The sequence below is a fragment of the Burkholderia sp. 22PA0099 genome, from assembly GCF_047497165.1.
Taxonomy (GTDB): Bacteria; Pseudomonadota; Gammaproteobacteria; order Burkholderiales; family Burkholderiaceae; genus Burkholderia.
Window position 1 is genome coordinate 2,561,157 of record NZ_CP163165.1, and the last position, 22,940, is coordinate 2,584,096.

General features: G+C 66.6%; 16 protein-coding genes and 1 pseudogene. 2 read left to right on the forward strand and 15 right to left on the reverse strand.

Translation table 11 applies throughout. From position 1 onward, the window contains the following. Positions 1 to 8 precede the first annotated feature (8 nt). A complete protein-coding gene (locus AB4851_RS26780; protein ID WP_414451958.1) occupies positions 9 to 1,316 on the forward strand; it encodes a cobyrinate a,c-diamide synthase in 1,308 nt (435 codons plus the stop codon). A 95-nt stretch (positions 1,317 to 1,411) separates the two neighbouring features. On the opposite strand, the gene AB4851_RS26785 is transcribed toward AB4851_RS26780, so the two are convergent. Beyond that, on the reverse strand, positions 1,412 to 2,035 hold the full coding sequence (locus AB4851_RS26785; protein WP_414449509.1) for an RNA polymerase factor sigma-70: 624 nt from the start codon (positions 2,033 to 2,035) through the stop codon (positions 1,412 to 1,414). A 476-nt stretch (positions 2,036 to 2,511) separates the two neighbouring features. Between AB4851_RS26785 and AB4851_RS26790 the strand changes: the two genes are divergently transcribed. Next, complete coding sequence (locus tag AB4851_RS26790; protein WP_414449510.1) at positions 2,512 to 3,816, forward strand: M23 family metallopeptidase; 1,305 nt, start codon at positions 2,512 to 2,514, stop codon at positions 3,814 to 3,816. 276 nt (positions 3,817 to 4,092) lie between these two features. On the opposite strand, the gene AB4851_RS26795 is transcribed toward AB4851_RS26790, so the two are convergent. The 14 genes and pseudogenes from AB4851_RS26795 to AB4851_RS26860 all read right to left on the reverse strand — a co-directional run bounded on the left by AB4851_RS26795 (position 4,093) and on the right by AB4851_RS26860 (position 22,750). Continuing rightward, positions 4,093 to 5,400, reverse strand: a complete 1,308-nt coding sequence (locus tag AB4851_RS26795) for an MFS family transporter (RefSeq protein ID WP_414449511.1) — start codon at positions 5,398 to 5,400, stop codon at positions 4,093 to 4,095. A gap of 276 nt (positions 5,401 to 5,676) precedes the next feature. Then, positions 5,677 to 7,356, reverse strand: coding sequence for a SpoVR family protein (locus AB4851_RS26800; protein WP_414449512.1), 1,680 nt, complete (start codon positions 7,354 to 7,356; stop codon positions 5,677 to 5,679). 6 nt (positions 7,357 to 7,362) lie between these two features. After that, on the reverse strand, positions 7,363 to 8,628 hold the full coding sequence (locus tag AB4851_RS26805; RefSeq protein WP_414449513.1) for a YeaH/YhbH family protein: 1,266 nt from the start codon (positions 8,626 to 8,628) through the stop codon (positions 7,363 to 7,365). Between the two features lie 114 nt (positions 8,629 to 8,742). Then, positions 8,743 to 10,665 (reverse strand): PrkA family serine protein kinase, encoded by a 1,923-nt coding sequence (locus AB4851_RS26810; protein ID WP_414445051.1) that lies wholly within the window; start codon positions 10,663 to 10,665, stop codon positions 8,743 to 8,745. A gap of 890 nt (positions 10,666 to 11,555) precedes the next feature. Continuing rightward, positions 11,556 to 12,497 carry a ribokinase gene (gene rbsK, locus AB4851_RS26815; protein ID WP_414451959.1) on the reverse strand — a complete coding sequence of 314 codons (942 nt, stop codon included), beginning with the start codon at positions 12,495 to 12,497 and terminating at the stop codon, positions 11,556 to 11,558. 105 nt (positions 12,498 to 12,602) lie between these two features. After that, positions 12,603 to 13,601 (reverse strand): annotated as a pseudogene (locus AB4851_RS26820) (LacI family DNA-binding transcriptional regulator); the annotation flags it as partial. 25 nt (positions 13,602 to 13,626) lie between these two features. Next, the gene (locus tag AB4851_RS26825; RefSeq protein ID WP_414449514.1) at positions 13,627 to 14,667 is read right to left on the reverse strand and encodes an ABC transporter permease; all 1,041 of its coding nucleotides are present in this window, start codon (positions 14,665 to 14,667) and stop codon (positions 13,627 to 13,629) included. Further along, positions 14,664 to 16,277, reverse strand: a complete 1,614-nt coding sequence (locus AB4851_RS26830) for a sugar ABC transporter ATP-binding protein (protein WP_414449515.1) — start codon at positions 16,275 to 16,277, stop codon at positions 14,664 to 14,666. The genes AB4851_RS26825 and AB4851_RS26830 overlap by 4 nt, the downstream gene beginning before the upstream one ends. A 9-nt stretch (positions 16,278 to 16,286) precedes the next feature. Continuing rightward, positions 16,287 to 17,243: a sugar ABC transporter substrate-binding protein gene (locus AB4851_RS26835; RefSeq protein ID WP_414449516.1), complete on the reverse strand. Its 957-nt coding sequence runs from the start codon at positions 17,241 to 17,243 to the stop codon at positions 16,287 to 16,289. Positions 17,244 to 17,613: 370 nt separating this feature from the next. Continuing rightward, positions 17,614 to 18,543, reverse strand: coding sequence for a CysB family HTH-type transcriptional regulator (locus AB4851_RS26840; RefSeq protein ID WP_414445045.1), 930 nt, complete (start codon positions 18,541 to 18,543; stop codon positions 17,614 to 17,616). Between the two features lie 90 nt (positions 18,544 to 18,633). Continuing rightward, on the reverse strand, positions 18,634 to 19,695 hold the full coding sequence (locus tag AB4851_RS26845; RefSeq protein ID WP_414449517.1) for a sulfate/molybdate ABC transporter ATP-binding protein: 1,062 nt from the start codon (positions 19,693 to 19,695) through the stop codon (positions 18,634 to 18,636). Positions 19,696 to 19,708: 13 nt separating this feature from the next. Beyond that, positions 19,709 to 20,635, reverse strand: a complete 927-nt coding sequence (gene cysW / locus AB4851_RS26850; protein WP_414445043.1) for a sulfate ABC transporter permease subunit CysW — start codon at positions 20,633 to 20,635, stop codon at positions 19,709 to 19,711. Continuing rightward, the gene (gene cysT / locus AB4851_RS26855; RefSeq protein ID WP_414449518.1) at positions 20,632 to 21,531 is read right to left on the reverse strand and encodes a sulfate ABC transporter permease subunit CysT; all 900 of its coding nucleotides are present in this window, start codon (positions 21,529 to 21,531) and stop codon (positions 20,632 to 20,634) included. The genes cysW and cysT overlap by 4 nt, the downstream gene beginning before the upstream one ends. A gap of 184 nt (positions 21,532 to 21,715) precedes the next feature. Further along, positions 21,716 to 22,750 carry a sulfate ABC transporter substrate-binding protein gene (locus AB4851_RS26860; protein ID WP_414449519.1) on the reverse strand — a complete coding sequence of 345 codons (1,035 nt, stop codon included), beginning with the start codon at positions 22,748 to 22,750 and terminating at the stop codon, positions 21,716 to 21,718. Positions 22,751 to 22,940: the final 190 nt, after the last annotated feature.

Sequence of the window (22,940 nt, forward strand, 5' to 3'; positions counted from 1 at the left end):
CGGCCGGCATGCTGGCGTGCCCGGCGCTGTTCCTGAGCGCGGGCGGCTCCGGGCAGGGCAAGACCTCGGTCACGGCCGGCCTTGCGCGGCTGCACAGGCGGCTCGGCCGGCGCGTGCGCGTGTTCAAGACCGGTCCCGACTTCCTCGATCCGATGATCCTGGAACGCGCGAGCGGCGCGCCCGTGTACTCGCTCGATCTCGGCATGGTCGGCGAGGCCGGCTGCCGCGCCCTGCTCGCGCGCGCGGCAGCCGAGGCCGACCTGATCCTGATCGAAGGCGCGATGGGGCTGTACGACGGCACGCCGAGCAGCGCCGATCTGGCCTGCCGCTTCGGCGTGCCGGTAGCCGCGGTGATTTCGGCGAAATCGATGGCGCAGACGTTCGGCGCGCTCGCGTTCGGTCTCGCGCGGTTCCGGCCGGAGCTGCCGTTCCACGGCGTGCTGGCGAACCGCGTCGGCTCGGCGCGGCACGCAACATTGCTGCAGGCCGCGCTGCCCGACGACATCCGCTGGCTCGGCCATCTGCCGACCGATGCGGCCATCGCGCTGCCCGAACGGCATCTGGGCCTGCATCAGGCCGGTGACATCGACGATCTCGACGCTCGCCTCGACCGCGCCGCCGATGCGCTCGCCCAGACGGCGCTCGCCGCGCTGCCGCCCCCCGTCGCGTTCGCCGCGCCCGAGCATGACGCGCCCTTGCCGCGCCGGCTCGACGGGCTGCATGTGGCGGTAGCGCGCGACGCGGCGTTCTCGTTCGTGTATCCGGCCAATCTGGCGCTGCTCGAGGCGCTCGGCGCGCGCGTCACGACGTTCTCGCCGCTGGCCGACGCACCGCTGCCCGATTGCGACGCGCTCTATCTGCCGGGCGGCTATCCCGAATTGCATGCGGCGCGCCTGGCCGGCAACACGCGCAGCGCGGCCGGCATCGCCGCGCACGTGGCTGCGGCCAAGCCCGTGCTGGCCGAATGCGGCGGGCTGCTCTACTTATGCGACACGCTGACCGATGTCGACGGCGTCACCACGCCGATGCTGGGCCTGCTGCCCGGCGCGGGCGCGATGCAGCGCCGCTTCACCGCGCTCGGCATGCAACGGCTCGATACGCCGCTTGGGCCCATGACGGGCCACACGTTCCATTACTCGAAGCTGCAGACGCCGCTCACGCCGGCCGCCGTCGCCGTGCGTCCCGACGACGGCGCGCGCGGCGAGGCCATCTATCGGCACGGGTCGATCGTCGCGAGCTACCTGCACGGGTACTGGCCGTCGAATCCGCGTTGCCTGGCCGCGATGCTGCGCGGGGAATGGCCGCCGCTCGATTGAACGAGCGACGCGCCGGCCGGGTGGATCGGGTGGATCAAGCCGATCGAATGAATCGGGCCAATCAGGCACATGCAGGCACATGCAGGCCGCACCGCTCAACGCCGCCGCGCTCCGACCGCGAACGCCGGCGGCGCCGCGCCGCGATCGAGCGCATCGAGGCAATCGGCACAGTGCCTTACCACGTCGCGCACCATGAAATGCACGAGCGTCTGCGAGACGGCCAGCGCATCGGCCGCCGTCGCGAGCGATTCCTCGTGCACCCGCACCATCTCGAACGCCGCCCGGCTACGCGCCGGCACATGCGCCAGCGCGTGCTGCATGCGCGCGAGCGTGTCGCGCGTCAGCGCCGTGGCTTCGGGCGTCGGCTCGGGTGACGGCACGTCGAGCCCCGCCGCCTCATCTGCATGCCAGGTGGTTTCGAGCGACTGGCGGCGACACACGTCGATCGAGGCATTGCGCACCATCCGCGTCACATAGGCCAGCGGCTGGCGAATCGCGTCCTGCCCCGGAAAATCGACAAGCCGCACGAGCACGTCGTGCACCACGTCCTCGGCGCGGCTCGCGCAACCGGTCACGCCACGCGCGACATTGACGAGCATCGCGCGATGCCGCACCAGCACCTGCACCAGCGCGCCGCCGGGGTTTGCCGGACGCCGCGCGCGCATCGTCACCACCGGGCGCGGCCCGGGCACCCCCCTCGAATCCATCGTGTCGAACATGACGATGCGCTCCTCTGGTCTGACAGGACCCGCCCGCTGACACCACGCTCAGGCCGACGATCCGATAGCCGGTTCGCAAACCGGGGAAGCCTCGAATTTAATGCAAACGCAAATCATTCTCAATCTTATTGATGAATTGGCATCGCTTCCCGCCGCATGAGAGTTCTCTCAAAAATCATGCATCCTTCGCTCATTTACATCTAACCCCATATTAATTTCCAGATTTGACGGAACGCGCGTGACTTCTCACTGTCATGTTCTGAGCGTCGATTCTCACCGCAGGGCTTTTTCCCCTCATCGATGGATCTCCGTTCGGAGCGGTTCATCCCGCGTCGTTGGGCCGAACGGAACGTACCCGGCCGCCTCCACCGGCCGTGCGTCGATTGCCGAAGTGCTGCCCGGCCGCGCCGCGTCGCGCGCCTGTCGCGCAGCCAGCCCTTTCCCACACCCGTTTGCCCTGAACCCGCTTTTTGAGGATGTGGAGCCCGTTGAGCCCGATTTCCGATGTTTCCGCCATTGCCGGCGCGCCGGTCACGCCCCGGCCTGCCCGCGTGCACGCGTTCGCGCGCCTGATGCCCGCCGCCTGCGCCCTGGGCGCCCTTGCCACCGTCAGCCTGGTCGCCACCCTGCCCGCGATCTCGCAGCCCGTTTCGCCCACCGCCCTGCGCGCGGCCGGCACGCCGCAGCACGTGTTCGCGGCCACGCCGTTTCCGAGCGCGCAGCGTTTCGTGACCGACCAGCTCGAAGCGGCCATCGCCGCACGCGGCACGCCGCCCGGCCAGTTCGCCTCGCGCTTCGCATCCGGCTCCACGCTGCTGGGCGACGCCACCGACGCGTTCTCGCTCGACACGCCCGCCCGCGCGTTCGGCGCAGCGCCGCTCGCCACCGGCCTGCGCGTCGGTGTGGTCGAGCACACCTTCTCGCAGACCTTGCGCCAGCTCGACATGCCGCCCGAGATCCGCATCCAGGTCGGCGACCTGATCCCCGTGCAGATGCGTACCCACGCGCCGGCGCTGACCGGCGACCGCTATCGGGTCGGCTGGGTGAGCACGCCGCAAGGCCCGCAACTGACGGCGCTCGACGTACGCATCGCCGGCCGCAAGTTCAGCGCGATGTGGTTCCAGCCGCCCGGTGCCGCCCACGGCGCGTTCTACACGTTCGACGGCACGCCGCTCGAAGCGGCGGCCCTGACCATGCCGGTGATCGCCACGCGCATCAGCTCGCCGTTCGGCGTGCGCATCCATCCGATCTCGCACCTGCGGCTGTTTCATACCGGCGTCGATCTGGCCGCGCCGCGCGGCACGCGCGTCAATGCGGCGGCCGACGGCGTGGTGGCGTTCGTCGGCACCGATCCGCATGGCTACGGCCGCTATGTGGTGGTCGATCATCCCGATCGCACCTCGACGCTCTATGCGCACTTGTCGGCCTGGGCGCCGGGACTGAAGGCCGGCATGCAGGTCGCGCAGGGGCAGCGGCTCGGCGCGGTGGGCATGACCGGCGCGGCCACCGGCCCGCACCTGCATTTCGAGGTGCGCCTGGCCGATGCTCAGCCGGTCGATCCGATCGTCGCGCTGGCCGACGCCAGCAACCGGCTCTCGCCGATGCAGCTCGACGCGTTCCGTCGCAACGTGACCGACCTGCGCACGCAGTTCGCCGCGGCGGCGGCCGGCCCGGCCGTGGGCATTGCGATGCTCGGCGGCATGCCGGCCGGCGCCGGCCTCGGCACGCCCGCTCCGGCGCTGCAGATGCTGCCGGCGCCGCACGCCGGTGCAGCCTCATAACAGTGCTGCCATCGCGGCGGACAGCCGAACGCTCCGGTGCGGCAAATGCCGTCGGGGCGGCCTTATGACAGCGCCGCCATCGCGGCGTACAGACGAAAAAAAGCCCGCCATGAAGGCGGGCGCGAATCCCAGTCAAGGAGGTGTCACACGAACTACGGGTTCAGATTAAGCGGCCCGCCCCGTGTCGACAACCAAGCATTTCCGATAACGTTATCGCCTGCGCGCCGCTAAGAACATGGCGCGCCCGGCTTCGATCACCTCGATCGGCCAGCGCGTTCACGGTTCGTTGCGCAGATAGCCTTCCTTGGCCGGCTCGCGCATGAAGAACGACACGATCAGCGAGATCGCGCAGAGCGCCGTCACGTACCAGTAGAACGTCGATTCCGTGCCGGCCTGCTTGAACCACAGCGCCACGTATTCGGCCGTGCCGCCGAACACCGCGTTGGCCACCGCATACGACAGCCCCACGCCCATCGCACGCACCTCGGGCGGGAACATCTCCGCCTTGATCAGGCCGCTGATCGACGTGTAGAAGCTGACGATCGCCAGCGCGATCGTGATCAGCACGAACGCCGTCACCGGGCTCGACGTGTCGGCGATCGCATGCATCAGCGGCACCGTGCCGATCACCGACAGCGCGCCGAAGAACAGCATCGAGGTGCGCCGGCCGATCCGGTCCGACAGCGCGCCGAACACCGGCTGCAGCAGCATGTACACCAGCAGCGCGGCCGTCATCACGTTGCTGGCCGTTTTGGCGTGCATGCCGCTCGTGTTGACGAGGTACTTCTGCATGTAGGTGGTGAACGTGTAGAAGATCAGCGAGCCGCCAGCGGTAAAGCCCACCACCGTGAAGAACGCGCGGCTGTGATACTTCAGCACGCCGCGCATGGTGCCCGCGCCGCGCGCCTGGCGCGATTCGCTGGTGGAGGTTTCGTCGAGCGACTTGCGCAGCCAGAGCGAGACGAGCGCCGCGCAGGCGCCCACCAGGAACGGAATGCGCCAGCCCCAGGCGCGCAGTTCCTCGGTACTCAGCAGTTGCTGCAGGATCACCAGCACGAGCAGCGCGCACAGCTGGCCGCCGATCAGCGTCACGTACTGGAACGACGCGAAGAAGCCGCGCCGCCCCTTCAGCGCGACCTCGCTCATGTAAGTGGCGCTGGTGCCGTACTCGCCGCCCACCGACAGCCCCTGGAACAGCCGCGCCACCAGCAGCACGACCGGTGCGAGCGCACCGATCTGCTCGTAGGTCGGCACCGCGGCGATCACCAGCGAGCCGCCGCACATCATCAGCACGGAGATCATCATCGCGCTGCGCCGGCCGCGCCGATCGGCGATGCGGCCGAACAGCCAGCCGCCGATCGGCCGCATCAGGAAGCCGGCCGCGAACACGCCGGCGGTGTTCAGCAACTGCGTGGTGGGATTGCCGCTCGGGAAGAACGCGTGCGCGAAATACAGCGAGCAGAACGAATAGACGTAGAAGTCGAACCACTCGACGAGATTGCCCGAGGACGCGCCGACGATCGCGAGCACACGACGGCGGGTGTCGTGCGGATCGATCGTGGCCTGGGCATGAAGGTCGGTCATGAGAGGGAGTTCCTGTTGTATCGGCTGGGATGCCGGGCGGCGGATCGGCCGTGCCGGCTCTCGGGCCCGGGTTGCGCGGGCAGCGTGCGGATGGCGCACCGCGCGGCATTCTATCGAATTGAAAGGTTTATTGCCTTCGGGACTCGCCCTGATGGCGTGGCGATGGACACGACCGAGCCGGGTGGCGCCGCGGCAGGCAACCCCGGCCTGAAAACAGCGCGGCCGGCAACGCTGTGTGCGTTGCCGGCCGCGTAAGCCCCTCGGGACAATGACGCCTCAAACGCGCCCGTCGGGCGGCTTGGCCCGGCACTCGTAGCGCTTGCGCACGGTGCCCGACTCGTCGACGCTTTCCAGATACACGTCGAACTGCCAGAGCCGCGCCATGTGCTTGAGCACCTCTTCGCTGTCGTTCGACAGGTGACGGTTGTCGGTCATGAAATGACGCAGCGTGAGGCTGCGGTCGCCGCGCGTGTTGACGGCCCACACCTGGATATTCGGCTCGCGATGATGAATGTCGTACTGCCTCGACAGCGCCTGCCGCACGTACTGATAGCCGCTGTCGTCATGAATGGCCGACACTTCGAGCGAATCGCGCATGTCGTCGTCGAGCACCGAGAACAGGCGCATCTCGCGAATCAGGTGCGGCGACAGATACTGCGCGATGAAGCTCTCGTCCTTGAAGTTGCGCATCGCGTAGTGCAGCGCGGGCAGCCACGGCGTGCCGGCCAGTTGCGGGAACCAGCGGCGATCCTCGTCGGTCGGGTTCTCGCAGATCCGCCGGATGTCGCTCATCATCGAAAAACCGAGCGCATACGGGTTGATACCGCTGTAGTACTGCTTCGTGACGGGCGGCTGGTAGATCACGTTGCTGTGCGAATGGAGGAACTCCATCATGAAGCCATCGGTCAGCTTGCCCTGCTGATACATCGTGTTCAGCAGCGTGTAATGCCAGAACGTGGCCCAGCCTTCGTTCATCACCTGCGTCTGCCGCTGCGGATAGAAGTACTGACCGACCTTGCGGACGATCCGGATCACCTCGCGCTCCCACGGCTCCAGCAGCGGCGCATTCTTCTCCGCGAAATACAGCAGGTTTTCCTGCGGCTCGGACGGATAGCGGCCCTCGACCTCCTCGCCGGCAGCCTCGGGCTTGCGGCCCGGCAGCGTGCGCCACAACTCGTTGACCTGCGACTGCAGATAGGCCTCGCGCTCGCGCCGCAACGCCGCTTCCTTCGACAGCGACGGCTTCTGCGGGCGCTTGTAGCGATCCACGCCGTAGTTCATCAGCGCGTGGCACGAATCGAGCAACTCCTCGACGCGATCGATGCCGTGCCGCTCCTCGCATTCGGCCACGTAGTTCTTCGCATAGACCAGGTAATCGACGATCGCGTGCGCATCGGTCCACAAGCGGAACAGGTAGTTGCCCTTGAAGAACGAGTTGTGCCCGTACGCGGCGTGCGCGATCACGAGCGCCTGCATGGTCAGCGTGTTCTCCTCCATCAGGTACGCGATGCAGGGGTTCGAATTGATGACGATCTCGTAGGCGAGGCCCATCTGCCCGCGCCGGTAGCTCTTCTCGGTCGACAGGAAATGCTTGCCGAACGACCAGTGACGGTAATTGACGGGCATCCCGACCGACGCGTAGGCGTCCATCATCTGCTCGGCGCTGATCAGCTCGAGCTGGATCGGGTAGATATCGAGTTCGTACTGCTCCGCCACCTGCGCGATGTGCTGGTCGTACTCCTCGATCAACTCGAAGGTCCAGTCCGACGGACAGGGCAGCGGCGTGCGATCGGCGGCATTCATGCGCGCCTCCTTGTGCCCGTTCTCGGGCGCAGCGAGATGTGGCGACGCGGCAGCGTGCTGCGCTCGCGCGTCGGCCGGGTTCGCGAGGGCGTCGCCGCCCTCGCCGCGCGTTGGATCGCCGCGCGTGTCGTTGTCCGGTTCGCGTGTCGTCATAAGGCGTCAGGTTTCCACATGCTTTTCGAACAGTTCACGGAACACCGGGTAGATGTCCGCGGCCGACTCGACCTTCTTCATCGCCATGTGCGGCTGCGACAGCGCGAGCTGCGCATATTCGAGCCAGAGGTTCTGCTCCTCGGGCGCGACCTGGATGTAGGCGAAATAACGCGCCTTGGTCAGAATGTCGGCCTCCAGGATCTTGCGGCACTTCGGCGAATCGTCGGTCCAGTTGTCGCCGTCGGACGCCTGCGCGCCGTAGATATTCCACTCGGTCGGCGAATAGCGCTCGTCCATCACCTTGCGCATCAGCTCCAGCGCGCTCGACACCACCGTGCCGCCGCTTTCGGTCGAATGGAAGAAGGTGTCCTCATCGACTTCCTCGGCGCGCGTGTGATGGCGGATGAACACCACCTCGATACGCTCGTAGTTCCGCTTCAGGAACAGGTACAGCAGGATGAAGAAGCGCTTCGAGAGATCCTTGCGCTGCTCGTCCATCGAGCCGGACACATCCATCAGGCAGAACATCACGGCCTGGCTCGACGGCTGCGGCTGCTTCACGCGGTTCACGTAGCGCAGATCGAACGGATCGATGAACGGAATGCGCCAGATGCGCCCGCGCAGATGGTGGATCTGCTCTTCCAGCGCGGCGATCTCGACGCGCCGGTCGGCCGGATCGTCCTTCATCGTTTCGAGCTCGGCTTCCAGGTCGCGCAACTCGCGCGCCAGCGGCGAACCGAGCGCAATGCGCCGCCCGAGCGCGCTGCGCAGCGAGCGCACCACGTCGATGTTGTTCGGCGTGCCTTCCGCCGCCCAACCGGCGCGCGCGCTCTTCCAGCTCGGCACGGTCAGCAGGTGGGTCTTGACCAGGCGCGGCAGTTCGAGATCGTCAAAGAAATACTGCATGAACTCGTCTCGACTCAGCTCGAATACGAAGTCGTCCTGACCGTCTCCCTCGTTGCTGGCCTGGCTGCCGCCACCGCCCGCGCCGCCGGACGGGCGCGCGATCTTGTCGCCGCGAATGTAATCCGCGTTGCCCGGATGGACCATCTCGCGACGGCCACCGGGCGCGTGACGAAACGCCGGCTCCGCGATGTCCTTGCGCGGAATCGTGATGCTCTTGGTGGTGTTGATGTCCTTGATGCTACGGTCGCGCACGGCGTCGGACACCGCGCGGCGAATGTAGTTCTTGACGCGACGCAGAAAGCGTTCGCGGTTAGCAATGCTCTTGTTCTTGCCGGCAAGCCTGCGGTCGATGATTTGATGAAGCACTCCCGGTCTCCCGCTCGAAAGTCGATACGCCGGGACGTGCCGCACGATCCGCCGTGCGGCGCGCCACTCAGGGTGCCCGCGCGGCGCGGCCGCGCGGGCGATGCAGCGTGCGGATCATGAGGACTTGCGCACGCGCAGATACCAGTCGCACAGGAGCCGTACCTGCTTCGGCGTGTAGCCCTTGGCGACCATTCGGTTCACGAAGTCCTCGTGCTTGCGTTGCTCCTCCGCCGAACCCTTGGCATTGAACGAGATCACCGGCAGCAGTTCCTCGGTGTTCGAGAACATCTTCTTCTCGATCACCACGCGCAGCTTCTCGTAGCTGACCCACGCCGGGTTCTTGCCGCCGTTGGCCGCGCGCGCACGCAACACGAAGTTGACGATCTCGTTGCGGTAATCCTTCGGATTGCTGATGCCGGCCGGTTTCTCGATCTTCTCCAGCTCGGCGTTCAGCGCCGCGCGGTCGAAGCTCTCGCCGGTGTCGTGATCGCGGAACTCCTGATCCTGAATCCAGAAATCCGCGTACGTGACATAGCGATCGAAGATGTTCTGACCATACTCCGAATACGACTCGAGGTAGGCCGTCTGGATCTCCTTGCCGATGAATTCCGCATAACGCGAGGCCAGCAGGTCCTTCACGAACGACAGGTATTTCTGCTCGGTTTCGGGCGGGAACTGCTCGCGTTCGATCTGCTGCTCGAGCACGTACATCAGGTGCACCGGGTTGGCCGCCACTTCCGAGGTGTCGAAGTTGAACACGCGCGACATGATCTTGAACGCGAAGCGTGTGGACACCCCCGTCATGCCTTCGTCGACGCCGGCGTAGTCGCGATACTCCTGATACGACTTCGCCTTCGGATCGGTGTCCTTCAGGTTCTCGCCGTCGTACACCTGCATCTTCGAGAACAGGCTGGAATTCTCCGGTTCGTGCAGGCGCGTGAGCGCCGCGAACTGCGCCATCATCTTCAGCGTGCCGGGCGCGCACACCGCCTCGGCCAGCGACGAATTGCGGATCAGCTTCTCGTAGATGCGGATTTCCTCCGACACGCGCAGGCAATACGGCACCTTCACGACGAAGATCCGATCGAGCAAGGCTTCGTTGTTCTTGTTGTTGCGGAAGGCCTTCCACTCCGACTCGTTCGAGTGCGCGAGGATCACGCCATCGAACGGAATCGCGCCGAAACCTTCGGTGCCCTTGAAGTTGCCTTCCTGGGTGGCCGTCAACAACGGGTGCAGCACCTTGATCGGCGCCTTGAACATTTCGACGAATTCGAGCAGGCCCTGATTGGCGAGACACAAACCGCCCGAGTAGCTGTAGGCGTCGGCATCGTCCTGCGCGAACTGTTCGAGCTTGCGGATATCGACCTTGCCGACCAGCGATGAGATGTCCTGATTGTTCTCGTCGCCCGGTTCCGTCTTCGCGATACCGATCTGGCGCAGCACCGACGGGAAGCGTCGCACCACGCGGAACTGGCGGATATCGCCGTTGTACTCGTGCAGGCGCTTGACGGCCCACGGGCTCAGGATGCCCTTCAGGTAACGGCGTGGAATGCCGTATTGCTCTTCGAGGATCGGGCCGTCTTCGTCGTAGTCGAACAGCCCGAGCGGCGATTCGTTGACGGGCGAACCCTTGATCGAATAGAACGACACGCGTTCCATCAACTGCTTCAGACGCTCGGCGATCGACGACTTGCCGCCGCCCACCGGCCCCAGCAGATAGAGGATCTGCTTCTTCTCCTCGAGACCTTGCGCGGAGTGACGGAAGTACGCCACCACCTGCTCGATCACCTCTTCCATTCCGTAGAACTCACGAAATGCCGGATAGACCTTGATGACCTTGTTGGCGAAGATCCGCGACAGGCGTGGATCGTTTCGTGTATCGACTTGCTCCGGTTCCCCGATGGCCGCCAACATGCGTTCGCCTGCCGTGGCGTACGCCGTAGGATCGTTCTTGCAGAGTGCGAGATACTCCTCGAGCGAGAGCTCTTCCTCCCGGGTTTTCTCGAAGCGGTTCGCGAAGCTGCTGTAAATATCCATGCTACCTCCTCGCCTGTGTCTGAAGACGATCTTGCCTTCGCAAGAGCCACGTCGAAGCAGGACCGTTCAATTTCATCCTAAACCCATTTACTTATTTTTTCACGAACAAACTTCAGTCGGAACGTTGTTGCCGGGCACTCAGAAAAACCCCGCTTGGACTGCGTATTTTTGCTGCCATACAATGTCCTCCCCGAACTTCGCAACGCGACGCACGCGCCCTCTCCTGTTGCATCGAATCGTCTCTTGCACCGGACGCGCGCCCTCCTCTTTCCTCTACGGATGAAGCAGCCCAACGGATGACGCAGCGCCCGCATTCGTTACAATTTTTTGCGATCGCGCCCGTCGTTTCGAGGCTTCGTCGGCTTGCTGCAGGATAAGTTCAATGCAAGCGCTCGGTACGACGAAATAAAGAGTATTCGCGGCACGTCGATGCGTGTCATGAAGACGCATGCCGGCTCGCACGACATGCATCGCACATCGAAACAAATTTCCCCTTCAGGCTGTATCGCGGCACGTTGCAAAAAGCATGCATCCACGTAAACACCGGTACGTGAATGTGAACGACTGTGTCGCGATCGAACGATCGTGTTGCGCGGGTTCGAATGTTTGAAAACGGTGAAGGCGAACGCGCTGCCGTCACGCGATTCGGATGCGGGTGCGATGCGATTGGATGGGCACCGCGAACGATGCGAGGCAAACCGGGAAGATTGTCGACGGCAGCCGGCGCCGGCATGCACCGCGAACGCGCATCGTTGAAAGATTGATACGGCGTCCTCACTGCCAGGCGGAGCGAACGATCTGCCCCGAAAAGGACCGCACCATGAAAAAATCCGGCGCGAGGCCGGATTCGAATCACCGCTTGCAACATGCCCCGTATGCCACGGAGGCGTTCAGTCCGCATCGACCTCGCTCAGACGCGGAATCGAGGGCTGCGCCCCCGAACGCGTGACGGAAATCGATGCGGCCCGCTGCGCAAAGCGGATTGCCGCATCGGGCGCCTCGCCGGCCGCCAGCCGGGCGGCCAGCCCGCCGATGAAGGTATCGCCGGCGGCGGTCGTATCGACCGCGTCGACCTTCGGCGCCGGATAGTGCCGCGACGCGCCGCCTGCCAACCGCGCGACCACGCCCTGCGCGCCCAGCGTGACGATCACGTTGCGCGCGCCGCCCGCCATCAGGCTGCGTGCCGCCGCCTCGGCGTCGGCGGGCGTGGCGATCGTCATGCCCGTCAGCGCGGCGGCCTCCACCTCGTTGGGGATCAGCCAGTCGACCAGCGGCAGCCAGCCGTCGGGCAGCGGGCCGAGTACCGGGGCGGGATTGAGCACCACGGCGCAGCCGTGACGCCGCCCGGCCTCCAGCGCGGCCCGCACGGCCGGCAGCGGCGTTTCGAGCTGGCAGACCAGCACGTCGGCCGCCGCGATCCTGGCGTCGTGGTCGGCCACCGTCTGCACGCCCACCTCGCCGTTGCTGCCTGCCACGATCACGATGGCGTTCTGGCTCGCGTCGTCCACCACGATCAGCGCCACGCCGCTCGGCACGCCCGGGCTCACGCCGATCGCGTCGCAATTGATGCCCTCGGCCTCCAGGCCGGCCCGCAAGGCCGCGCCGTTGGCGTCGTCGCCGAGCTGGCCGATCATCGCCACCTGCGCACCGAGCCGCGCCGCGGCCACCGCCTGATTGCCGCCCTTGCCGCCGGCCGCCTGGGCATAGCCATGGCCCGCCAGCGTCTCGCCGGGCTTGGGCAGGCGCGGGGCGCGCACCACCAGATCCATGTTGAGGCTGCCGACCACGAGCACCTTGCCGCCTGCCCGGCCGCCCGACGGCGTGCCGCTCATGCGCGATCGCCCTCGGCGGCGCCCGACACCGCATCCGAACCCGCAGAATCGGCCGAATCGTCCGGATTGAACAGCATGGCCCACCGCAGCCGTGGGCACGCCACGATACGGCGCGGTGGATTCGCGCAGCACCAGCCGCGGCGACACCACGCGCCGGCGCTTGGTCGGCGCGGCGGCGCCGGCGGCAATCCGCTCGATCAGCGTTTGCGCGGCGATCTCGCCGAGCGCGCGCACCGACTGACCGACCGTGGACAGCGCCGGGTACGTATAGCTCGACATCTCGATGTCGTCGAAGCCGATGATCGAGCAGTCGGCCGGCACGCGCAGCCCGCGCTCGGCAGCCGCGCGCAGCGCGCCGATGCCCATCTGGTCGTTGCCGGCGAAGATCGCGGTGGGCTTGATCGTGCCGAACAACTGGCCCGCCGCGCGATAGCCGCCCAGGCACGAGAAATCGCCTTCTGCGATCGCACCGGGCACGATCTCGATGCCGCGCTCGGCCATCGCCCGGATGAAGCCGTGCACGCGCATCGCGCTGACGGCCGTATCGACCGGGCCGGTGATGCAACCGATGCGCGAATGGCCGAGTTCGAGCAGATGCCGCGTGGCCAGATACGCGCCGCGCTCGTGGTCGATCTGCACCAGATCGGCCGACAGGCCTTCGATGTTGCGGTCGACCACCACCAACGGCTCGCGCGAATCGGCCAGCGTCTGGGCCAGCACGGCGTCCTCGCCGGCCGATGCGATGATCAGGCCATCGATGCGTTTTTCCTGGAGTACGCGCAGATAATTGCGCTGTTTGACGGGATCGTCGTCGGAATTGCAGAAAAATACGCAGTAACCGCGCGCCACGCATTGATCTTCAATGCCGCGCGCCAGTTCGGCGAAATACGGGTTGGTGCTGTTCGGCACCACGAGGCCGATCGTGGCCGTCGAGCGCGCCTTCAGGGATCGTGCGACCGCCGACGGGACGTAGTTGAGCTGGACGATGGCCCGCTCCACCTTCGCTCGCACATCGGCCGACACGGGCCGCGAGTTGTTCACCACGTGCGATACGGTGGTAAACGACACGCCGGCTATGGCCGCCACATCCTTGATCGTCGCCATTCTTGAAGCCCTCTGGTCTGTCTTTTTAAGTACGCGACCGGCGACTGCGATACGTGTCGAGCACAACGGCTACGACGATCACGGCCCCGGTGATGATGCGCTTGGTCGGTTCGTTCGCGCCGATCTGTGCCAGCCCCGCCGCGAGCACCGATATGATCAACACGCCAAAAAACGTGCTGATGACGGAACCGCGCCCGCCCATCAGGCTCGTGCCGCCGATCACCACGGCCGCAATCACCTGAAGTTCGAGCCCGACGCCGGCATTCGGGTCGGCCGCTTCGAGACGCGAGATCTGGAACAGCGCGGCAAGCCCCGCCAACGCCCCCATCAACGCAAACACGATGATTTTATACGGACGCGGGTTCACTCCTGCAAGCCTTACTGCTTCTTCGTTGGTACCGATCCCCACGAGATAGCGTCCGAACACCGTCCGGGTGAGCACGAATTGGGCCACGATCATGACCACCACCGCGATCACGAAGGCCGGCGAGATGCCGAACGCGAGCGGGTTCGAGAGGAAATCGAAGGCGTCGCCGATATAGGCGGTGCGCGAATTCGTGAGCTGGTACGCCACGCCGCGCGCCGCCTCCAGCACGCCGAGCGAGACGATGAACGACGGAATCCGCCAGCCCACCGTCACCGCGCCGGTCAGCATGCCGGTGAAGGCCGCCGCGACCATCCCGAGCAACGCCGACGGCAGCGGCCCCCAATGCCACTTCAGCGCGGCCAGGCTGACGAACGAGGCCGCCAGCGCCAGCACCGAGCCGACCGACAGGTCGATCCCGGCGATGATCAGCACGAACGTCATGCCGACCGACATCACCACCAGGTCGGGAATCTGGTTGGCGATCGTGCTGAACGTGTCGTAGGTCAGGAAGTGTGAACTCAGCGTCGAGAACAGCGCGATCATGGCCAGCAGCGCGCCGGCCAGGCCGAGATAGTTGGACAGCCCGAGACGCGTGCCGGACAGGCGTCGCGCGGCCGGCGCCACCGCGTCGGGCGCGGCGCTGTCGGACGCTGCGGCAGGCTTGGCCGCCTCGCGGCCAGGGACGATCGGTTCGTTCATGAATGAATTCCTGGGGTCGAATCAGCGGCGCTGCCCGGCGCGACGGCCGGCAGCGGGGCCGGCGTGGCATCGCGGCGCGAAAAGCCGGCAAAGGCGGCGGCGAGCAAGGCGTCCTGGGTCCAGGCGCCGCGCTCGAACACGGCCGTCATGCGGCCCGCCGACATCACGCCGATCCGGTCGCAGATCAGCATCAGCTCGCGCAGGTCGCTCGACACGACCACCAGTGCGCGGCCCTCGCGCGCCAGCGCGCCCATCAATGCGTAGATATCGAATTTGGCGCCGACGTCGATGCCGCGCGTCGGCTCGTCGAACAGCAGCACCGCCATGTCGTGCGCGAGCCAGCGGCCGATCACCACCTTCTGCTGGTTGCCGCCCGACAGTTCGCCCACGGGCTGCGCCGGGCCGCGCGTGCGAATCCGCATCGCGTCGATCTGGCGCTGCGCGAGCGCGTGTTCGCGCGCGGTATCGACCACCCCGCCGCGCGCGAGGCGCCCGAGCTGGCCGAGCGAGACGTTGGCCGCGATCGGCTGCGACAGCAGCAGCCCCTCGCCCTTGCGATCCTCGGTGATCAGCGCGATGCCGTGGCGCACCGCATCCGACGGCGAGGCGATCCGCACCGGCTGCAGGCCCTGGCCCGCCGTATCGAGCGACACGGTGCCGGCCTCGGCGCGATCCGCGCCGTAAATCAGCCGCAGCAGCTCGGTGCGCCCCGCTCCGATCAGCCCGGAGATGCCGAAAATCTCGCCGGCGCGCACCTCGAACGACACGTCGCGCACCGCGTTGCCGCGCGCGAGCCCTTGAACGGCCAGGCGCGGCGCACCGATCCGGCGCTCGCCGAGATCGATATGCTCGCCCACCTCGCGCCCGGCCATCAGCGCGACGAGCCGCGCGCTCGACACCTCGCCCATCGGCCCGGCATGCACCAGCCGGCCGTCGCGCAGCACCGCCACGCGCTCGGCCACGCGCGCCAGTTCTTCCAGCCGATGCGAGATATAGACGAGCGCCACGCCCTGCGCCTTGAGCCGGTCGATCTGCGCGAACAGCAGTTCGACCTCGCGCGCGGTCAGCATGGCGGTGGGTTCGTCGAGGATCAGCACGCGGCAGTCGCCGATCAGGTTGCGCGCGATCTCGACCATCTGCTGATGGCCGATGCCGAGCGCGCCGACCGGCGTGTCGGGATCGATCGCATCGAGCCCGACGCGCGCCATCGCCTCGTGCGCGTCGGCCCGCAGCCGGCGCCGGTCGATCACGCCGAAGCGGCGCGGCAGGCGGTTCAGGAACAGGTTTTCGGCAACAGTCAGCGTGGGCAGCAGGTTCAGCTCCTGCATCACCATCCGCACCCCGGCCGCCTCCGCCTCGGACCGGCTGGCCGGCGCGAACGCCTCGCCCGCCAGCCTCAACGTGCCGGCCGTCGGCACCACCAGCCCGCCGACGATCTTCGACAGCGTGCTCTTGCCCGCGCCGTTCTCGCCCGTCAGCGCCAGCGCCTCGCCGGCGTTCAGGGCCAGCGAGACGTCGGCCAGCACCGGCTCCGCGTAGGTCTTGCCGACGCCCGACACCTCGAGCACCGGCCCGCCCCGCGCGGGCGCGGCAGAGGGAATCGTCGCCATGCGCGGCCCTTACTTCTTGACGATCAGGTCGACCGGGGTTTCGACCACGCCCGACAGGTCGGACTGCTTCTTGTGCTCGGAAATCGCCTTCAGCGCGGTATCGATGCCGAACACGGCCTGCTTGGCGGCGTACTGATCGGCCGTGGCCAGCACCCGGCCGTCCTGCAGCATCGGCTTGATCGCATTGATGTTGTCGTAGCCGACCACCATCACCTTGCCCGCCTTGCCGGCCGCGCGCACGGCCGATACGGCGCCGATCGCCATGCTGTCGTTGCCGCACAGCAGCGCCTTCAGGTTCGGATATTCGTTGAGCATGGCCGAGGCCACCGCGTTGCCCTTGTCGATTTCCCATTCGCCCGACTGCACCGACACCACCTTCGCGCCCACCGCCTTCATCGCGTCCTGGAAGCCGGCCGTGCGCTGCTGCGCGTTGGTGGTGGTCGACACGCCTTCGAGAATACCCACCTCGTCGCCGGCCTTCAGGTGCTTGGCCAGGTAGTCGCCGATCTTGCGCGCGCCCTTGCGGTTGTCGGGGCCGACGAACGGCACGTTGAGGTTCTTCGACTTCAGCACGTCCGGATCGAGCCGGTTGTCGATGTTGATGACGATGATGCCGGCATCCACGGCCTTCTTGACCACCGGCACCAGCGCCTTCGAATCGGCCGGCGCCAGCACGATTGCGTCGACCTTCGAGACGATCATCTGCTCGACGATGCGGATCTGGTTCGCGGTGTCGGTTTCGTCCTTGATGCCGTTGGTGACGAGGTCGAACAGCGCCGGATTGTGCTGCTGGTAATCCTTCGCGCCGGTTTCCATGGTCAGGAAGAACTCGTTGGCGAGCGACTTCATGACGAGCGCGACCTTCGGCTTGTGGGCCGACTGCGCATAGGCGCCGAGCGGCGCGACGGCAACTGCGGCGCCGGCAAGCGCGGCGACCAGGACACGGCGGCGAATCTGGAAATCCATGCGTACTCTCCTCACAGGTCTGGGCCCGGCGCCCAAGGTGTGGTTTTCATGTTGAGCAAACGTTTGCCGACCCGATTCGGACAGCGATCGAAAACGGGTCGTGCGGCGACGGGAACGAAGACATTCGCACCACCGGGCCTTTCGATTTCATGACCGGAAACATGCGGTGCGCGCCTCCCGTTCCGTTTTTGTTGGTTCCGGGAAGCGCCTATGCTGGACGTTCGCCGAACGTCGCGCAACAAGGTTTTGCCCTGATTCCGGGAAGCGCGCGAATCGTATGCCGCGCCGCTAAAAAGCAAACCGCCGCGCAGTCCTCGCGACTGCGCGGCGGTTCGGGCGAGGCACGCGCCAGGCAAGCCGGCGCGCGCGATCAGACGGCGGTTTCCTTCAGTTGCGCGGCGACCTCGGCCTCGGTCAGGTGCGGCGCGAACATTTCCAGCAGCTTGTAGGCATACGAGCGCAGGAACGCGCCCTTGCGCAGGCCCACGCGCGTGGTGCTGGCCTCGAACAGGTGCTCGGTATCGAGCGCGACGAGATTGATGTCGCGCTCCGCGTCGTAGGCCATGGCCGCCACCACGCCGATGCCCATGCCCAGTTCCACGTAGGTCTTGATGACGTCCGCGTCGATCGCGGTCAACACCACGTCGGGCACCGCACCGACCTTCGTGAACGCCTGGTCGATATGCGAGCGGCCCGTGAAATCCTGGTCGTAGGTGATGATCGGATATTCGGCGATCTCCTCGAGCGTGAGGTTCTCGCGGCCCACCAGCGGGTGATCCTTCGGCACCACCACGATGTGGTGCCACGAATAGCACGGGAACGTCACGATGTCCGGATAGCGGTCGAGCGCCTCGGTCGAGATGCCGATGTCGGCCTCGCCGCTCAGGATCATCTGCGCGATCTGCTGCGGGCTGCCCTGGCGCAGCGCCAGATGCACCTTCGGGAACACGTCGGTGAACTGGCGGATCACCTTCGGCAGCGCGTAGCGCGCCTGCGTGTGGGTGGTCGCCACCACCAGGTGGCCGCTGTCCTGGTCGGCGTACTGGCGCGCCACGCGGCGCAGGTTCTCGGCGTCGAGCAGCATGCGCTCGATCAGCTGATGCACGGCCTTGCCCGGCTCGGTGAGGCCGGTCAGGCGCTTGCCGCGGCGGATGAAGATATCCACGCCGAGTTCGTCCTCGAGATCCTTGATCTGCTTGGAGACGCCCGATTGCGACGTGTACAGCACGTTCGCCACCTCGGTCAGGTTCATGTTCTGGCGTACCGCTTCCCGAACGAAGCGCAATTGCTGGAAATTCATGGGTCAGCCTCTCATGGGCGTTGTCGTTATCGATGAAAAACCAAACGGCGGCCCGAGCGCGGCCGCCTTGCCGCTATGGTTGCTGTCGGCTCAACGAGCCGGGAACACACGTGCGTGGCGCGGCACCGCCAGCGCACCGTCGCCGACGCCGAGCGCCAGCGCGCGCCAGGTGTCGCGATCGAGTTCGGCTTCGAGCACCGAGCCGCCCGAGCGCGGTTCGAGCTCGATGCGCACCGCGCCGCCGAGCGGCACGACGCGCCGCACGTCCACGGCGATGCCGTCCGAGCGCGCATCGGCGCCGCCGACGATCTGCAGGTCGTGCGGACGCACGTAGGCGTGCGCGCGGCCCGCGAAATCGGCATCCACCGAGATCGGGCCGGCCGCGCCGTCGGCCACGAAGCCGTCGCCGTGCACCGTGCCGTCGAGCTTGTTGGCCGCGCCGAGGAATTCGTACACGAACGCGCTTTGCGGATGATCGTAGACATCCTGCGGGCTGCCGACCTGTTCGACGTGGCCGCGATTCAGCACCACGATCCGGTCGGCCACTTCGAGCGCCTCTTCCTGATCGTGCGTGACGAAGATGGTCGAGATGTGCAGATCGTCGTGCAGGCGGCGCAGCCAGCTGCGCAGCTCCTTGCGGACCTTCGCGTCGAGCGCGCCGAACGGCTCGTCGAGCAGCAGCACCTTCGGCTCCACGGCCAGCGCGCGGGCCAGCGCGATGCGCTGGCGCTGGCCGCCCGACAGCTCGGACGGGTAGCGCGGCGCGAGCCAGTCGAGCTGCACGAGCTTGAGCAGTTCATGCACCTTCTCGCGGATCACGGCCTCCGACGGGCGCTCGTTGCGCGGCTTCACGCGCAGGCCGAACGCCACGTTCTCGAACACCGTCATGTGGCGGAACAGCGCGTAATGCTGGAACACGAAGCCGACCTGGCGCTCGCGCGCGCCGACATCGGCCACGTCCTGGCCTTGCAGCACGACCTGGCCGGCGTCCGCGTGCTCGAGGCCCGCGATCACGCGCAGCAGCGTGGTCTTGCCGCAGCCGGACGGCCCGAGCAGCGCCACCAGTTCGCCGGGCGGGAAATCGAGCGAGACGTCGTCGAGCGCCGTGAAGTCGCCGAATTGCTTGTGCAGATTGCGTACGGTGATACCCATTTCGTGTGCCTCTTCAGGAGTGCGATGCGGCGGCGGCGCGCGCGTTCGCGAGTTCGGCCGACATCCGGCGTTCGGCGAGCAGCTTGAGCGCCAGCGTCACGAGCGCGAGCAGCGCCAGCACCGATGCCACCGCGAACGCGGCCGAAAAGTTGTATTCGTTGTAGAGAATCTCGACGTGCAGCGGCATCGTGTCGGTCTGGCCGCGGATATGGCCCGACACCACCGACACCGCGCCGAATTCGCCCATCGCCCGCGCGTTGCACAGGATCACGCCGTACAGCAGGCCCCAGCGCACGTTCGGCAGCGTCACGCGGCGGAAGATCTGCCATCCCGACGCGCCCAGCACGCGCGCGGCCTCTTCCTCGTCGTTGCCCTGCGCCTGCATCAGCGGGATCAGCTCGCGCGCGACGAACGGGAACGTCACGAAGATGGTCGCCATCACGATGCCCGGCACCGCGAAGATGATCTGGATGTCGTGCGCTTCCAGCCACGGCCCGAGCCAGCCCTGCGCGCCGAACATCAGCACGTATACGAGGCCCGAGATCACCGGCGACACCGAGAACGGCAAGTCGATCAGCGTGGTCAGGAACGCCTTGCCGCGAAACTCGAACTTGGCGATCGCCCATGACGCGCACACCCCGAACACGAGGTTCAGCGGCACCGCGATCGCGGCCACCGTGACCGTCAGCACGATCGCCGACCAGGCGTCCGGATCGGCCAGCGATTCGAAGTAGAAGCCGATGCCCTTGGCCAGCGCCTGCGCGAACACCGCGGCGAGCGGCACCACCAGGAAGCCGGCCAGGAACAGCAGCGCGACGCCGGTCAGCACCCAGCGCGTGACGCGCGACTCGCTGACCGGATTGTGACGGCGCGCCGCCGTGGCGCGCGGCGCGACGTTGCCTGCGGCCAGCGCGGAACCCGGATTGGTCTGGCGGCTCATTGCGCACCTCCCGCCGTGACGGCCGTGGCCGTGGTCGCGGCCGGCGCCGGGCCGCTTGCGCCGCGGCTGGTGCGGCGTTGCAGGACCCATTGCAGCGTGTTGATCAGGAACAGCATCGCGAACGACACCACCAGCATCACCACGGCCAGCGCGGTCGCGCCGGCGTAGTCGTACTGTTCGAGCTTGGTGATGATCAGCAACGAGGTGATTTCGGATTTCATCGGCACGTTGCCGGCGATGAAGATCACCGAGCCGTATTCGCCGAGCGCACGCGCGAACGCGAGCGCGAAACCGGTCAGCAGCGCCGGCAGCACGGCCGGCAGCACCACGCGGCGGAACGTCAGCCAACGCGTCGCGCCGAGGCAGGCCGCGGCTTCTTCCTGCTCGCGCTCGAAATCCTCCAGCACCGGCTGCACCGTGCGCACCACGAACGGCAGGCCGATGAAGGTCAGCGCCACCAGCACGCCGAGCGGCGTAAACGCCACCTTGATGCCGAGCGGCACCAGGTATTGCCCGAGCCAGCCGTTCTGCGCGTAGACGGCGGCCAGCGAAATGCCGGCCACCGAGGTGGGCAACGCGAACGGCAGGTCGACGATCGCGTCCACCAGCCGCTTAAACGGGAACGTGTAGCGCACCAGCACCCAGGCCACCAGGAAACCGAACACGGCATTGATGAGCGCGCCACCGAGCGCCGCGAGGAACGTGAGCCGGTAGGACGCCACCACGCGCGCGGAGGTGGTCGCCGCGACGAACTGGTCCCAGGTCAGCGTGGCCGTTTTGAGGAAGGTGGAGGCAAGCGGTATCAGCACCACGAGGCTCAAATAGGCCACCGTGATCCCGAGCGTCAAGCCGAAGCCGGGCAATGCGCTCGGCTTGCGGAAGGTGTACGTCGTCATGCGAAAGCGCTTCCTAGGTTGACTTGGGAGACGCGGCCGCCGGGAGATTTCCGGGCGGCCGCGCTGGGTGCTGCGTTATATCGGGCCACGCGTGCCGTGTATTGCCGCGCCGCCTCGGGTTCTGCTGCGTGGCGGCGCGCCCCTCGGGAGCGCGCCGCCGGCTTCCGGCTGCGCGCCGGAAGCGTTACTGCGGTTTGTAGATCGAGTCGAACACGCCGCCGTCGGCGAAGTGCGTCTTCTGCGCGTTGGTCCAGCCGCCGAAGGTGTCGTCGACCGTGTACAGCTTCAGCTTCGGAAACTGCTTGGTCAGCTCGGCCGGCACGTCCTTCGAACGCGGGCGATAGAAGTTGCGCGCCGCGATTTCCTGGCCTTCCTTGCTGTACAGGAAGTTCAGGTAGGCCTCGGCCAGCTTGCGGTCGCCCTTCTTGTCGACCACCTTGTCCACCACCGCCACCGGCGGCTCGGCCAGGATGCTGACCGACGGCACCACGATCTGGAACTTGTCCGGACCGAATTCCTTCAGCGACAGGAACGCCTCGTTTTCCCAGGCGATCAGCACGTCGCCGATATCACGTTGCACGAAGCTGGTGGTGGCGCCACGCGCGCCCGAATCGAGCACGCCGGCATTCTTGTAGAGCTTCGAGACGAAATCCTTGGCCGTCTGCTCGTTGCCGCCCGGCTTGTGCAGGGCGTAGGCCCAGGCCGCCAGGTAGTTCCAGCGCGCGCCGCCCGAGGTCTTCGGGTTCGGCGTGATGATCGACACGCCCGGCTTCACCAGATCGTCCCAATCCTTGATGCCCTTCGGGTTGCCCTTGCGAACCAGGAACACGATGGTCGAGGTGTACGGCGAGGCGTTGTCGGGCAAGCGCTTCTGCCAATCCTTGGCGACGATCCCCTTGTTGGCCAGCGCGTCGATGTCCCAGGCCAGCGCCAGCGTCACCACGTCGGCCTGCAGGCCGTCGAGCACCGAGCGCGCCTGCGCGCCCGAACCGCCGTGCGACTGCTTGAACGTGACGGTTTCGCCCGTCTTGGCCTTCCATTCCTTGCCGAAGGCCTGGTTGATGTCCTGATACAGTTCGCGGGTCGGATCGTAGGAGACGTTCAGCAACGTCGTGTCCGCCAGTGCATGCGTGGCCCCGCCCAGCGCCGCCGCGCCGACCGCCAGTGTTGCGATAAGACGGCGAACGCCGCCTGCCAGCCCCGTGTTGCGCTTGACCATCCCGGTGATCTCCAAAGGTTCGTGGATCGTTTTTTGCAATGTCGGGTCAGTCTAGCGAACAGCTTTCATCATTAAAAATAATCGTTATTCATTCTTTTAGAAGAAAAAGTGGTAAAGACCGCCCGACGGACGGTTGAGGCATGGAAACCGGCGCTGGAACGCCCTTTGATGGCGTCGGAACCGGCGTCAT

Bases quoted from the DNA above. Each gene is read 5' to 3' on its own strand.
- cysT (WP_414449518.1), bottom strand. From the start codon at position 21,531: ATGACGACGTACACCTTCCGCAAGCCGAGCGCATTGCCCGGCTTCGGC.
- AB4851_RS26800 (WP_414449512.1), bottom strand. From the start codon at position 7,356: ATGACGACACGCGAACCGGACAACGACACGCGCGGCGATCCAACGCGC.
- cysW (WP_414445043.1), bottom strand. From the start codon at position 20,635: ATGAGCCGCCAGACCAATCCGGGTTCCGCGCTGGCCGCAGGCAACGTC.
- rbsK (WP_414451959.1), bottom strand. From the start codon at position 12,497: ATGAGCGGCACGCCGTCGGGCGGCCGGGCAGGCGGCAAGGTGCTCGTG.
- AB4851_RS26830 (WP_414449515.1), bottom strand. From the start codon at position 16,277: ATGGCGACGATTCCCTCTGCCGCGCCCGCGCGGGGCGGGCCGGTGCTC.
- AB4851_RS26790 (WP_414449510.1), top strand. From the start codon at position 2,512: ATGTGGAGCCCGTTGAGCCCGATTTCCGATGTTTCCGCCATTGCCGGC.
- AB4851_RS26845 (WP_414449517.1), bottom strand. From the start codon at position 19,695: ATGGGTATCACCGTACGCAATCTGCACAAGCAATTCGGCGACTTCACG.
- AB4851_RS26860 (WP_414449519.1), bottom strand. From the start codon at position 22,750: ATGGTCAAGCGCAACACGGGGCTGGCAGGCGGCGTTCGCCGTCTTATC.
- AB4851_RS26840 (WP_414445045.1), bottom strand. From the start codon at position 18,543: ATGAATTTCCAGCAATTGCGCTTCGTTCGGGAAGCGGTACGCCAGAAC.
- AB4851_RS26825 (WP_414449514.1), bottom strand. From the start codon at position 14,667: ATGAACGAACCGATCGTCCCTGGCCGCGAGGCGGCCAAGCCTGCCGCA.
- AB4851_RS26810 (WP_414445051.1), bottom strand. From the start codon at position 10,665: ATGGATATTTACAGCAGCTTCGCGAACCGCTTCGAGAAAACCCGGGAG.
- AB4851_RS26785 (WP_414449509.1), bottom strand. From the start codon at position 2,035: ATGTTCGACACGATGGATTCGAGGGGGGTGCCCGGGCCGCGCCCGGTG.
- AB4851_RS26835 (WP_414449516.1), bottom strand. From the start codon at position 17,243: ATGGATTTCCAGATTCGCCGCCGTGTCCTGGTCGCCGCGCTTGCCGGC.
- AB4851_RS26795 (WP_414449511.1), bottom strand. From the start codon at position 5,400: ATGACCGACCTTCATGCCCAGGCCACGATCGATCCGCACGACACCCGC.
- AB4851_RS26780 (WP_414451958.1), top strand. From the start codon at position 9: ATGCTGGCGTGCCCGGCGCTGTTCCTGAGCGCGGGCGGCTCCGGGCAG.